Below are 12586 nucleotides of genomic sequence, written 5' to 3'. Positions count from 1 at the left end.
GCGAGTGTGCGTGCTGGACGGCGTGACGGGCGGAGCTTGCCGGGAGGGGCACTGGAGCGACGCCCAGCGTACGAAGAGTGCACCGAACCGTCCACACTTTGTCCTCGATGAGTTGAAACTCGCGGGGCGCTCGGTGCGGACGGTGCCGCCGCGCCCGGGCGGGCGCGGCGGGTCAGGGTGGCGGGTCAGGCCGGGTGCGTCGGGGTCAGGGCTTGCCGCCCGCCGGGTGGACGACCATCGCCGAGCCGCCGCCCCTGCGTACCGTCTCGGCCGCCGCCAGCCAGCGGCCGTCCGGCAGCCGCTGCACCCCGGTGGCCGCGCCGATCTCCGGGTTCTGGGTGAACGTGTGCCCCAGCGCCTCCAGTTGCTGCCGCACCGGGCTGTTCCACAGCCCCGGCTCCAGCTCGGTCGAGGCCGTGTTGCGCTGGCTCGCGCGGGGCGCGGCGATCGCCTCGACCAGCGGCAGGCCGCGGTCCAGGGTCCCGGTCAGCGTCTGGAGCACGGTGGTGATGATGGTCGCGCCGCCCGGCGAACCGACCGCGAGGACCGGCTTGCCGTGCCGGTCCAGGACGATGGTCGGGGAGATCGACGACCTCGGCCGCTTGCCGGGACCCGGCAAATTCGGGTCGTGGACCGCCGGGTTGGCCGGGGCGAACGAGAAGTCCGTCAGCTCGTTGTTGAGCAGGAAGCCCCGCCCCGGCACGGTGATCGCGCTGCCGCCCGTGGACTCGATGGTCAGGGTGTACGCGACGACGTTGCCCCACTTGTCGGCGACCGTGAGGTGGGTGGTGTTCTCGCCCTCGAAGGTGGTCGGCGCGGCGGTGCCGCCCGGCGCGCACGGTGTCGGATCGCTCGGATCGCCGGGCGCCAGCGGGCTCTTGAGGACCGCGTCGTCCTTGATCAGGCAGGCGCGGGAGTCCGCGAAGCGCCGGGAGAGCAGCCCCTTCGTCGGTACGTCCTCGAAGGCCGGGTCCCCGACCCAGCGGCCCCGGTCCGCGAAGGCGATCCGGCTCGCCTCGATGTAGCGGTGCAGGTACACCGCCTGTGACGCCTTCGAAAGGTCCGTACGGGACAGGATGTTGAGCGCCTCGCCGACGCTGGTGCCGCCGGAGGACGAGGGCGCCATGCCGTACACGTCGAGCCCGCGGTAACCGACCTTGGTGGGTGCCTGGCTCTTCGTGCGGTACGCGGCGAGGTCCCGCGTGCTCAGGTCGCCCGCGCGCACCGTACGGTCCGCCGCCGGGTCGACCGGCGGGGTGCGCACCGTGCGGACGATGTCGCGGCCGAGCGCGCCCCGGTAGAGGAGGCCGGTGCCCTCGCGCCCCAGTTCCCGGTAGGTGCGCGCCAGATCGGGGTTCTTGAAGACCGAGCCCACGACGGGGAGTTGGCCGCCGGGCAGGAAGAGCTTCGCGGTGTCGGGGAAGTCCGCGAACCGCGCCTGGTTCGACTGGGTCTGGGAGCGGAAGGTCGCGTCGACGGTGAAGCCGTCCTTCGCGAGCCGCTCCGCGGGCTTCAGCACCTGGCCGAGGGAGCGGCTGCCCCATGCGTCGAGGGCGGTCTCCCAGGTGGCCGGGGTGCCCGGGGTGCCGACGCCGCGACCGCTGGTCACGGCCTCCGCGAACGGGATCGGCACCCCGTTCTCCAGGAAGAGCGAGCGGTCCGCGGAGGCCGGCGCGGTCTCGCGGCCGTCGATGGTCCGCACCGTACGGGACCTGGCGTCGTAGTAGACCAGGTAGCCGCCCCCGCCGATGCCCGCGGAGTACGGCTCGGTGACCCCGAGCGCCGCCGCGGTGGCGACGGCCGCGTCCACGGCGTTGCCGCCCTGCCGGAGCACCTCGATGCCGGCCGCGGAGGCGTCGGCGTCGACGCTGGCGACGGCTCCCCCGGACCCCGTGGCGACCGGCACCTTCACGGGCGGCACCGGGGTGGGCGGGGCCGGTGCCGCCCCGGGCGGCGCCTCCGCGGCTATCGAGAGCAGCGCGGCGGTGACGGCCGCGAGCGAGAGATTCCGCGCGGTGGAGCGACGCATCAGGTACCTCCGTCGGCGAGGGAGCCGGTCGGTGACTGTCGCGCGCAGCGTAACCGCGGGACACCGGCACCGTCAGGACCGCCTCGGACACGGACACGCTCTACGGCTACGATGCGCGCCCATGAATGACGACATACGCAACATCGTGCTCGGCGTGGTCGCCACGGGGGTCAGTGCCGCGCTGGGCTGGATCGCCCGCAGCTACCTCTGGCGGCGGAAGCTGCGCAGGAAGCAGGCGTTCTTCGGGCTGCCGGCCAACTCCGAGTGTCTGCTGGTCGTCAACCGGAAGGCGGGCAGCGACGGCACCGTCCACCGCAACGACGTCTCCGCCCTGCTGGAACTCTCCGCGCTGATCAAGGACTGCGGCGCGCACGCCGACATCGTCCAGCACGACACCGCGCGCCAGGGCTTCGGGGAACGTACGGAGTTCTGCCTGGGAGGCCCCTCCTCCAATCGGCGGATGGCGGCACATCTGTCATCCCTGCTGCCGGGCATCCGGGTGAACACGGACTCCGAGCCGGTGTCCGAGCGGGGCGCCTTCCGGATCGGGACCGACCGCCATCTCGCGGAGCCCGGCGTCAGTGAGTACGTGCTGCTGGCGCGGCTCACCGTCGGGGAGGGCGCGCGGCCCGTCTTCCTCTGCTGCGGCCAGCGGTCGATCACCAACCAGGCGGCCACGCGCTATCTCGCCCGCCACCACGAACGGCTGGCCCGCAAGTACGGCGACGGTTCGTTCTGTCTGCTGCTGAAGGTGGTGAACTCGCAGGCGTACGGCCCCGATGTGGTGGAGCTGGTCGCCGATGTGACCCGCGCGGCCCGGACCCCGCTGCCGGAGCCGACACCCGAGCCCGCCGAGTAGCGGCGGTCGGGGCGCGTGGGTGGGCCGGGGCACAACCCGACCGGCGGACAGCTGACCTTCCTCCCGGGCGCCGGGCCCGGCCTCCGGGCCGGGTACCGCCGCCGTACGGGAAGTGATCACCGGCTGTCTGCCGGGCGGGTCACTGCCCTGTGCGCTACTGCCCTCCCGGCAGCAGCGTCCCTGTCCCGGCCGGGGCGGCTTCCACGGCCTCGGTTCTCGGGTTGTGCCGCTGACGCCCGGCCAGCCAGTGGGCGAACCAGGAGAGCAGCATGCACATCCCGATGTAGATCGGTGAAATCACCATCACCACAGGGATGAACGGCAAATCGTAGTCGAGATTCGAGGCGATGAGCTTGCCGGCATGGAGGAACTCCTCGTAGGTGATGAGATAACCGAGCGATGTGTCCTTGAGAGCGACCACCAACTGGCTGATGATCGTGGGCAGCATGGCGCGGACCGCCTGCGGCACCAGCACGTACGTCATGACCTGCGTCTTGCGCATGCCGAGCGCGTACGCCGCCTCCCGCTGACCGCGCTCCACCGCGTGGACTCCGGTACGGAAGACCTCGGCGAGCACGGAGCCGTTGTAGAGCGTCAGACCCGCCACCAGCGCGGGCAGGGCCTGCACCTTGAGCGCCACGAAGATGAAGAAGATCATCACCAGTACGGGCATGGCCCGGAAGAACTCGACGAGCAGCGTGGCGAGCAGCCGGACCGGCCGGTGCTCGGAGAGCCGCCCGCAGGCGAGGACCGCGCCGAGCACCAGCGAGAGCACCGCCGCGTACCCGAACGCCTTGAGGGTGTTGCCGAGACCGCGCAGCAGCAGGTCCTGGATCCCCTGGTACGTGAACGGGTCCCACTTGACGGCGGTGAACTGCCCGGTGTCGAAGAGCAGATGGATCAGCCAGCCGAGCAGCGCGGCGATCACGGCGGTCGACACCAGCCCGTAGGCGCGGTGACGGCGCCGGGTACGGGGCCCGGGGATGTCGTAGAGGGCGGTCGACTCGCTCATCGGGCGACCCCCCAGCGCCGCTCCATCAGATGGAACAGCGCGCTGATGGCCAGGGTGATGATGAGATAGCCCACGGCGATCCAGACGAACGACCAGACGATGTTGTAGCCCCTCTCGCTGAGGACCTTGTAGGTGCCGAGCAGTTCGGTGACGCTGAACGCGCCCGCGATCGCGGAGTTCTTGGCCAGCGCGATCAGCGTGGAGCCGACGGGCGGGATGACCGTACGGAAGGCCTGCGGCAGGACGACGTCGCCGAGGGTCTGGCCGAAGCTCATCCCCAGGCTGCGGGCCGCCTCGCCCTGTCCCTTGTGGACGGTGTTGATGCCGGAGCGCAGCACCTCGCAGATGAACGCGGAGGTGTAGCAGCCGAGGGCGAGGACCGCGAAGAGCTGGAAGGGCAGGACGAGTCCGAAGCGCGGCAGCCCGAGGACGACGGCGAAGAAGAGCAGCGTCAGGGGGGTGTTGCGCAGCACGGTGACCCATACGGTGCCGAAGGCGCGCAGGGCGCGTACGGGCGACACCCGGAACGACGCCATGACGAAGCCGAGGGCGAGCGCCAGCAGGGAGGCGTAGACGGTCAGTTCGAGCGTGCCGAGGAAACCCTCGCCGTAGAGGGCGAAGTTGTCGGTGAGTACGTCCATGGCGCGGCCTCAGCTCGCCGGGTAGCGGTCGATGGGCGGCGGCGGGGTCGCCTTGCGGCCGGAGAGGCCGAGGGTCGCGTCGTACGCCTTCTGCCAGTCGCCGTTGCGCTCGTGGACGGCGAGGGCGTCGTCGAGCGCGAGGCGCAGCGCGTTGTCGGAGCGGGGGACGCCGATGCCGTACGGCTCCTTGGAGAAGGGCTTGCCGACGACCTTCAGTTCGTGGGGCACCTTGGCGGCGTATCCCTGGAGGATGGTGTCGTCGGTGGTGACGGCGGCGACCTGGTAGGTCAGCAGGTTGTCGACGCAGGCGGAGTAGGTGTCGTACCCGACGAGCTGGACGCGCGGGTAGTCCTGCTGGATGCGCTGGTACGGGGTGGAGCCGGAGGCGGAGCAGACGCGCTTGCCGTCGAGGTCCCGGGGCCCCTCGATGCCGTGCTCGTCGGTGCGGACGAGGAGGGACTGGCCGGCCATGTAGTAGGGGCCGGCGAAGCCGACGAGTTTCTTGCGGTTCTCGTTGATGGTGTAGGTGCCGACGTAGTAGTCGATCTGTCCGTTCTGGAGGGCGGTCTCGCGGTTGGCGGAGGCGATGGTGCGGAACCGGATGGTGGCGGGGTCGAAGCCGAGGGACGCCGACATCATCTTGGCGATCTCGATGTCGAAGCCGGAGTAGACGCCGGTGGCGGGGTCCTTCTCGCCCATGTACGGCTGGTCCTCCTTGGCCCCGACGATCAGATAGCCGCGGCGCTTGGCCTTCTCCCAGGTGGGCGAGGAGGGGAGGCGGAAGCCCCGGTCGACGTGGTAGTGGGGCAGCGCCTCGGGGCGGGGGCCCTTGACGGGCGGGCTGCCGGGCTTGCCGCACGCCGCCACCAGGGGGACGAGGAGGATCAGTACGAGCGCCGCGCCGAGGCGGAGCAGCGGACGTGCCAGCGGGTGTCTCACGGACCGCACCCCCGTCAGTGCTTGAGGATCTTGGAGAGGAAGTCCTTGGCCCGCTCGCTCGCGGGGGCGGTGAAGAAGTCCTCCGGGGTGAGGTCCTCGACGATGCGGCCGTCGGCCATGAAGACGACGCGGTTGGCGGCGGAGCGGGCGAAGCCCATCTCGTGGGTGACGACGACCATGGTCATGCCCTCGCCCGCGAGTTGGCGCATCACTTCGAGGACTTCGTTGATCATCTCCGGGTCGAGCGCCGAGGTGGGCTCGTCGAAGAGGAGCGCCTTGGGGTCCATGGCGAGCGCGCGGGCGATGGCGACGCGCTGCTGCTGGCCGCCGGAGAGCTGCGCGGGCAGCTTGCCGGCCTGGTCGGCGAGGCCGACGCGGTCGAGGAGTTCCCGGGAACGCCGGTCGGCGTCCTCCTTCTTGCGCTTGCGGACCTTGGTCTGCGCGAGGGAGACGTTGGCGAGCACGGTCTTGTGCGCGAAGAGGTTGAACGACTGGAAGACCATGCCCACTTCGGTACGGAGCCGGGCGAGTCCGCGGCCCTCGGCGGGCAGGGGGCTGCCGTCGATGGTGATCCGGCCCGAGTCGATGGTCTCCAGGCGGTTCATCGTGCGGCAGAGCGTGGACTTGCCGGAACCCGAGGGTCCGATGACCACGACGACCTCGCCCCGGTCGACCGTGAGGTCGATGTTCTGGAGGACGTGCAACTGCCCGAAGTACTTGTTGACATCACGCAGCTCGATCAACGGATCGCCGGCCATACGCTGCCCCACCCACTCACTCTCGGCTGTGTCGAGGTCAGCGCAAACTATCCAGCCCGCCAAGGGACTTCGCGTACGACACGCATGGCACGGCGAGAGGGGACATAACCCGTATTTACTGCAGAACGCCGCCCGGGGTCAGGCCTCGGCCGCCTCCGCGTAGACCTGGGACAGCTCGGGCGCCCCGGTGGCGGCCCACTCCTGGCCCGCCTCGACCACCTCGATCTCCCGGCCGGACACCAGCCGCACGACGGGGTGACCGTCCGGCCCGATGTGCCAGACGGCGCCGGGGACGGTGCGGACGAGCACCGTGCCCAGGTAGAGGCCCGCGTCGTTGCCGAGCCAGGGCAGCTCCTCCGGATCGTCGCGCCAGCGCGGCGGCAGCTGATCGAGTGCCTCCAACGAGGCCGGGGAGTCGTCCAGTTCCAGACCGTGCCGCCCCGCTCTGGCGCGCAGCAGCTCACACTCGGAGAGGAGTTCCGCCACCCCTTCCGGCTCCCCGACCGCGGAGGAGAGCGGCGCCCCGTCCGCGCCGTCACGCCGCTTGCGCCAGTTGTCCAGAAAGGAGAAATTCATACCGCTCAGCGTGCCACTCCCCCCGTCGGGGCACCACAGGGCGCGCGGAACGCCCACGTCCGGAACGGCCGCGTCCGGGGCGACGGCTCAGACGTCGAGGTCGACCACGACCGGGGCGTGGTCCGAGGCGCCCTTGCCCTTGCGCTCCTCACGGTCCACGTAACTGTCCTTGACGGCGCCCGCGAACGGTCCGTTCCCGTACACCAGGTCGATACGCATGCCCCGGTTCTTCGGGAAGCCCAGCTCGCGGTAGTCCCAGTAGGTGTACGGGCGGTCGTACTTGAGCGGGCGGGGCACCACGTCGCCGAGCCCCCGCTCGCGCAGCGCGGCCAGCGCGGCGCGCTCGGCGGGCGTGACGTGGGTGGCGCCCTCGAAGCGGGACAGGTCCCACACGTCCTCGTCGGCCGGGGCGACGTTGAAGTCGCCGAGGACGGCGAAGGGGCGGGGGCCGGCCGCGTCCTCGGTCACCGCGTCGCGCAGCGCCTCCAGCCAGCGCAGCTTGTACGCGTAGTGGTCGTGGCCGACCTCGCGGCCGTTCGGGACGTAGACCGACCAGAGCCGGACCGGGCCGCAGGTCGCGGAGATGGCGCGCGGCTCCGCGACGCCCTCGTACTCCGGGCCGCCGGGCAGCCCCTTGACCACGTCGGCCAGGCCGGCCCGGGAGATCAGCGCCACCCCGTTCCACCGGCCGGTGGCGTGCACCGCCGATTCGTACCCCGCCTCCCGCAGCGGCTCGGCGGGGAACTGCTCCTCGCCGCACTTGGTCTCCTGGACGCAGAGCACGTCCGTGCCGCTGCTCTCCAGCCAGGCCAGCAGCCGGGGCAGCCGGGCGGTGATCGAATTGACGTTCCAGGTGGCGATGCGCATGCGTGACAGCCTATCGGCGGGGTACGACAGCCGGGGCCGACAGCCCCACCGGCGGCTACAGCTCGGCCGAGGCGCCGGGGGCGAGCCTGCCGTGGTCGGCGCCGCCCAGCGAGCCGATCTGCGTGTCGTAGATGGGCCGGGCGAGGTCCGTGAGCAGCGCGTCGTGGATGTCGAAGGCGCGCACGGGCTTGACCTCGCGTACGTACTCGATCACCTCGGAGATCTTGCTCCACGGCGCCTGGACGGGCAGCAGGAGCGTCTCCACCGGGTGGTCGGGCACGGTGAGCGCGTCGCCGGGGTGGAAGACCGCGCCGTCCACGAGAAAGCCGACGTTGGTGATCCGGGGGATGTCCGGGTGGATCACGGCGTGCAGTTCCCCGTAGACCCGTACGGCGAAGCCCGCCGCGTCGAAGGCGTCTCCGTGCCCCACCGTGTGGACCCGGCCGGGGAAGGCGGCGGACATCCGCTCGGCGACGCTGCGCAGCGTCCACAGCTCGGCCCCCGGGTTGGCCTCCAGACCGGCCCGCAGCCGGTCCTCGTTGAAGTGGTCGAGGTGCTCGTGCGTGACGAGGAGGACGTCCGCGCCGTGTGTCGCGTCCTCCTCCGTGAACGTCCCGGGGTCGATGACGAGCGTGCGCCCGTCCTTCTCCAGCCGGACACAAGCGTGCGTCTTCTTGGTGAGCCTCACCGCTGACCGCCTCCCTGTTCCCTGTTCCGAACCGTTCCCTGTCGAACCGCTGTCCCCCTCTGTGCGCCCTCACCGGCCATCCTGCTACGCCTCCGGCCGGGTCTCCTCCTGGATCACGGTTCTGGCCACGCGGAACGCGGTGTTCGCCGCCGGAACCCCGCAGTACACGGCCGTCTGGATCAGTACTTCCTTGATCTCGGCGGGGGTGAGGCCGTTGCGCAGCGCGGCCCGGGTGTGGAAGGCCAGCTCCTCCATGTGGCCGCCCGCGACGAGCGCGGTCAGCGTCACCGCGCTGCGGGTCCGGCGGTCCAGGCCGTCCCTGGTCCACACCTCGCCCCAGGCGTAGCGGGTGATCAGCTCCTGGAAGTCGCCGGCGAACTCGTCCGCGGCGGCCATGGCGCGGTCCACGTGCGCGTCGCCCAGGACCTGTCTGCGGACCAGCATCCCCGCCTCGAACGGGTCGGCGCGCCCGGAGGCGACGGCCTGGGGCTGCTCGGCGGGGGCGATCTCGGCGACCGGGCCGACCGTCACGGAGACGGAGGGCCGGTCGGGCCGGTCGGGCATCACGGTCAGGCCGGTGGCGGTGTCGGACGGGTTGTACCAGGCGGTGGCGAAATGGTGCACGAGCAGGTCGGTGACGGCGGCGGGCTGCTCGACGGGCGCCAGGTGCGAGGCCCCGGGGACCAGCGCGAGCCGGGCGTCGGGTATCCCCGCGACCAGGGTGCGCGCCTCGGCGGGCCCGGTGACCTGGTCCTCGGCACCGACCAGGACGAGCGTGGGCACGGTGATACGGCCCAGCTCGGCGCGGATGTCGAAGGCGGCGAGCGCCTCGCAGGCGGCGATGTAGCAGCCGGGGTCGGTCGTACGGACCATCTGGACGGCCCATTCGACGATGGCGGGCTGGGCCGCGGCGAAGCCCGGCGTGAACCAGCGCTCGGGCGCGGTCCGGGCCATCGGGTCGAGCCCGTTGGCCCGGACGATCACCCCGCGCTGGCGGAACTCGTCGGCCGTGCCGAACCGGGGCGAGGCCGCGACCAGGGCGAGCGAGGCGACCCGGTCGGGGCGGCGCAGCGCCAGTTCGGCGCCGATGGCCCCGGCGATGGAGCAGCCCACGTAACCGAAGCGCTGGACGCCGAGCCCGTCGAGGGTGGCCAGCAGCCGCTGGGCCAGCTCGGGAACGCTGGTGGCGGGGTGGGCCGGCGCGCCGCCGTGACCGGGCAGGTCGTAACGGAACACCCGCCACTGGCGGGTCAGCTCGGGCACCTGGCGGTCCCACATGTGCCATGTGGTACCCAAGGAGGGGCCCACAACCAGCACAGGGGCTTCTTGGGGCCCGTCAAGGCGGTATTGCAGGGTCTTCGGTGGTGTCTCGCTCACCCGCCCGACCCTCTCATGTCTCACGAGATCTCACGTGGCCAGGGCAAGCTCATCGGCTTTTGTTCACCTCGCGACGACAGGTCCTGCACCGCCTGAGTCCTCAAGGGTCCACGTACACGTTCTCCGGCATCATCACGTGACCGGCCCGGAGTGCGGCCGTCTGGCCCCCTTCTCCCAGTCCCGGCCTCGAACAACCTTCTCCTTGACCACGGCCTCCCAGCTGGTCAGGTGCAGCACGCGGCGGCGCCCCCAGGCTCGGCATCACTCACTTCGGAACCTTCTGACATCTCGCCTACCAGCGGCCTGCGCACTACCCGGGGAGCGAATTGACTTTCCCCCAGTAGGCTGCTGAGCCGTAGCCAGGCAGCCTCCTGCTTACAGCTTCCATCCACAACCAGGCGCCGAGCCTCGGATCCCCGTCGTCGGTTGGTGGTCTTCACATTCGTGTGTCCGGCCCACCGCGCAAGGATGTGGTCCGGCACACCCTTGTTGGCCAGATAGGTAAAGCAAGAGGAACGAGCGTCGTAGATACGAACTCGGCGGAGACCAAGGATCTCCATGAGCCGGTACGCGCGTCGACGGAGCTGCTTGATCGTGAAAGCTTCTCCGGTCTCGTGCACCAGAACGTACCCAGAGCCCGCGTACGCTTCCCCCGCAATTAGCTTCTCCCTGGCCTGGAGAGCTTTGAACGCTTTGAGAGCAGAAAGCACCGGGGTGGGCAACGGAAGTTCACGTTCGCCAGCCATAGACTTAGTATCCTTCTCCACAACGTATCGATTACCCATCATCGTCCGCGTGTTGGCAATAGCGATCGTGGCGTTGTCGAGGTCGACATCCTCCCACCGCAGTCCACAGACTTCAGCGGGGCGCAACCCCATGAGGGATAGCAAAAGTGGAGCATAGAGCCGTTCCCCCGTGATTCCATATACAGCCAGAATCTACTAGGCATACAGCACGCCATGTGCCAAGCGGATGGGGGCGATGAATCGGGCAGATCGGAGTACAGCATTCGAAAGGGACCTCCTCGAGTTGGGGGCTCTGCGATGAGGCCGAGCAGCATGAGGTACCGGCCAGAGTCATGGCCGACCTGTCCGCAGGTCGACTCAAAGCCTGGATACCCTCACTGACCTGGTTTCTTCCGGGACGTTGTACGTTGACATGGTTCCGGAGCAGGTTCCAGTCCTTCGGGGTTCTTTCTCGTCTACCGTCGGCGAATGACAGTCCGAGGAAAGAACAAAGGAAATATCATGCGGCGATTCCTTCAGTGAGGAGCAGGGCCGGGCATGCTCCGCGTTCGCCTGGCTCGGTCGCACCGTGGTGCCGAGTGTGCACGGCGCAAGCGATCAGCCCGGACGATTAGGCCATGTTTTAGAAGCCCCGCCTGCCCGGCGGCGTCCGGCATGCACACTCGCCGCGTTGTCGGAGTCGCCCGAGTACGTCCAGTACCGCCCTTCGGGCGGTCGGCGCTATTTCTGGAACACGGCCGATCCCACAGCCGCCGCGACGGAAGCGGCGCCGGAGTCACTGGCTGTGCTGCAAGGCGTACTCGTGGATCGCCCAAGTCTCAGCAATTTGGAACCCGGAGTGCAGTAGCCGGGCTACAGCGCCTGAGTGTCGCGGAGTCCGCGAGAGCTACGTGATCCTTTTCCAGTGCCAGGGGCGCGGCGCTGCAAGGCCGCGCGGACAGTCGACGTGGTATTAGCCTCGCCGTTTCGGTTGGGCTGAGGTGGCTGCGTTGGTCACCAACTGTTGGGTGGTCGAGGCGATTCTGTTGCCTGGGTATGGTGGAGTCCCGGCGCAATGGTCGGGTTCTCCGGGTCCTTCGGATCGTGGGCGGGCGGGGGGCCGCAGATCAGTCAACCGGTCGGGGCAGTGCGGCGAGGCGGTGGAATGCCGTGGCCAGTTCGTGTCTCCAGGCCCAGGTCGCCGAGATCCGCAGGCGGAGGCGGCGTCCACCGCGAGTGAGGCGCGCGGCAACGTGTAGCAGCCGGTAGCGAAGTTTCTTGGGTTCGGCGGCGGCGAGTTCGCCGTCCAGCAGGAGGACGCGGGTCCAGGCGAGGAGATCGATCGCCGTGAGGCTGAGTTCGAGCCAGGTGGCGTTGACGTCGAAATGGCGGGAAGGAAAGCGGCCGAAGCCAGTGTTCTTGCCGCACCGGATGTGGTCCTCGACGGTGGCGTGACCGCGGTGGCGGACCTCAAGGAACTGCGCGGAACCGCCGCCGGAGTAAGGGGTATCGGTAAGGAATACCTGGTGCCGCAGGCCCTCGTCCTGATCGAACAGGGACAGCTGGGCGCCGGGGTGCGGTCGTTCGCGCCGCACGGTGATGCGGGTGCCGGCCGGGTAACCGGCGAGGTCGACCATGCCGGTCAGTTCGGCGACCTCGGCCCCGTCGCGCAGTGTCCCGTTCTGGTCCAAGGCAGGATGCCAGAGAGCTTCGGGCAGTGAGCGGATTGCGCGACGGACTGGCTCGGTGATGGCGTATCCGACCGAGAACCGCAGGTTCAACCCGTGCTCGCGCAAGGTCCGGATGTGGGTGAGGAAGGCTTTCGCGGATCCGGCGCTGTCGGCGCGGACCAGGATCTGGGTGCCGTACCGGTGAGCGTCGGGGATCTGTGCGAGGGCGTCGTCCAGCACCGCGATGTGATCGGCGGCGGTGTTGGCTCCGGAGTTGCCGGGCCGCAGCCGGCCGGACATGGCCTCGCCGGTGTTCGCGAGGAAACACAGCAGCGGATGAAAGCCGAAGCCGCCTTTGTAAGTGGGCGCGGCCTGTTCCTTTTCCGAGTGGGAGGTGATCAGCGTGGCGTCGAGGTCCAGGACCAGGCCGGGAAGTTCTCGTCCG

The 12586-nt window shown here is 69.9% G+C and carries 11 protein-coding genes and 1 pseudogene; 1 reads left to right on the top strand and 11 read right to left on the bottom strand.

Features of this window, described 5'->3' with window-relative positions; genetic code table 11:
• Positions 1 to 205: 205 nt before the first annotated feature.
• Complete coding sequence (gene ggt / locus ACFTZC_RS01440) at positions 206 to 2029, bottom strand: gamma-glutamyltransferase (protein ID WP_382885691.1); 1824 nt, start codon at positions 2027 to 2029, stop codon at positions 206 to 208.
• A gap of 121 nt (positions 2030 to 2150) precedes the next feature.
• On the opposite strand from ggt, the gene ACFTZC_RS01435 reads away from it, so the two are divergent.
• Positions 2151 to 2888: a hypothetical protein gene (locus tag ACFTZC_RS01435; RefSeq protein ID WP_382885689.1), complete on the top strand. Its 738-nt coding sequence runs from the start codon at positions 2151 to 2153 to the stop codon at positions 2886 to 2888.
• A gap of 154 nt (positions 2889 to 3042) precedes the next feature.
• On the opposite strand, the gene ACFTZC_RS01430 is transcribed toward ACFTZC_RS01435, so the two are convergent.
• The 10 genes and pseudogenes from ACFTZC_RS01430 to ACFTZC_RS01385 all read right to left on the bottom strand — a co-directional run.
• On the bottom strand, positions 3043 to 3900 hold the full coding sequence (locus ACFTZC_RS01430) for an amino acid ABC transporter permease (RefSeq protein WP_382885687.1): 858 nt from the start codon (positions 3898 to 3900) through the stop codon (positions 3043 to 3045).
• Complete coding sequence (locus tag ACFTZC_RS01425) at positions 3897 to 4541, bottom strand: amino acid ABC transporter permease (RefSeq protein ID WP_382885685.1); 645 nt, start codon at positions 4539 to 4541, stop codon at positions 3897 to 3899. The genes ACFTZC_RS01430 and ACFTZC_RS01425 overlap by 4 nt, the downstream gene beginning before the upstream one ends.
• A gap of 9 nt (positions 4542 to 4550) precedes the next feature.
• Positions 4551 to 5468, bottom strand: coding sequence for a glutamate ABC transporter substrate-binding protein (locus ACFTZC_RS01420; RefSeq protein ID WP_382886010.1), 918 nt, complete (start codon positions 5466 to 5468; stop codon positions 4551 to 4553).
• Between the two features lie 26 nt (positions 5469 to 5494).
• Positions 5495 to 6238 (bottom strand): amino acid ABC transporter ATP-binding protein, encoded by a 744-nt coding sequence (locus ACFTZC_RS01415; protein WP_382886008.1) that lies wholly within the window; start codon positions 6236 to 6238, stop codon positions 5495 to 5497.
• A 138-nt stretch (positions 6239 to 6376) separates the two neighbouring features.
• Positions 6377 to 6814 (bottom strand): DUF6278 family protein, encoded by a 438-nt coding sequence (locus tag ACFTZC_RS01410; protein ID WP_382885683.1) that lies wholly within the window; start codon positions 6812 to 6814, stop codon positions 6377 to 6379.
• Positions 6815 to 6901: 87 nt separating this feature from the next.
• Positions 6902 to 7681, bottom strand: a complete 780-nt coding sequence (locus ACFTZC_RS01405; RefSeq protein WP_382885681.1) for an exodeoxyribonuclease III — start codon at positions 7679 to 7681, stop codon at positions 6902 to 6904.
• Between the two features lie 55 nt (positions 7682 to 7736).
• Positions 7737 to 8369: an MBL fold metallo-hydrolase gene (locus ACFTZC_RS01400; RefSeq protein WP_382885679.1), complete on the bottom strand. Its 633-nt coding sequence runs from the start codon at positions 8367 to 8369 to the stop codon at positions 7737 to 7739.
• 84 nt (positions 8370 to 8453) lie between these two features.
• Positions 8454 to 9746, bottom strand: coding sequence for a 4-carboxymuconolactone decarboxylase (gene pcaC / locus ACFTZC_RS01395; protein ID WP_382885677.1), 1293 nt, complete (start codon positions 9744 to 9746; stop codon positions 8454 to 8456).
• Positions 9747 to 9970: 224 nt separating this feature from the next.
• Entirely contained in the window at positions 9971 to 10624 is a 654-nt protein-coding gene (locus ACFTZC_RS01390; protein ID WP_382885675.1) for a site-specific integrase, read from the bottom strand.
• Between the two features lie 974 nt (positions 10625 to 11598).
• Positions 11599 to 12585 (bottom strand): annotated as a pseudogene (locus ACFTZC_RS01385) (IS1380 family transposase); the annotation flags it as partial.
• Position 12586: the final 1 nt, after the last annotated feature.

The sequence above is a fragment of the Streptomyces sp. NPDC056987 genome (assembly GCF_042673865.1).
Classification (GTDB): domain Bacteria; phylum Actinomycetota; class Actinomycetes; order Streptomycetales; family Streptomycetaceae; genus Streptomyces.
This window is presented reverse-complemented; position numbering and strand designations above follow the sequence as displayed.

Excerpts from the sequence above, each read along its gene's own strand:
- ggt (WP_382885691.1), bottom strand. The coding sequence starts at position 2,029 with ATGCGTCGCTCCACCGCGCGGAATCTCTCGCTCGCGGCCGTCACCGCC.
- ACFTZC_RS01415 (WP_382886008.1), bottom strand. The coding sequence starts at position 6,238 with ATGGCCGGCGATCCGTTGATCGAGCTGCGTGATGTCAACAAGTACTTC.
- ACFTZC_RS01390 (WP_382885675.1), bottom strand. The coding sequence starts at position 10,624 with ATGGGGTTGCGCCCCGCTGAAGTCTGTGGACTGCGGTGGGAGGATGTC.
- ACFTZC_RS01425 (WP_382885685.1), bottom strand. The coding sequence starts at position 4,541 with ATGGACGTACTCACCGACAACTTCGCCCTCTACGGCGAGGGTTTCCTC.
- ACFTZC_RS01410 (WP_382885683.1), bottom strand. The coding sequence starts at position 6,814 with ATGAATTTCTCCTTTCTGGACAACTGGCGCAAGCGGCGTGACGGCGCG.
- ACFTZC_RS01405 (WP_382885681.1), bottom strand. The coding sequence starts at position 7,681 with ATGCGCATCGCCACCTGGAACGTCAATTCGATCACCGCCCGGCTGCCC.
- ACFTZC_RS01430 (WP_382885687.1), bottom strand. The coding sequence starts at position 3,900 with ATGAGCGAGTCGACCGCCCTCTACGACATCCCCGGGCCCCGTACCCGG.
- ACFTZC_RS01435 (WP_382885689.1), top strand. The coding sequence starts at position 2,151 with ATGAATGACGACATACGCAACATCGTGCTCGGCGTGGTCGCCACGGGG.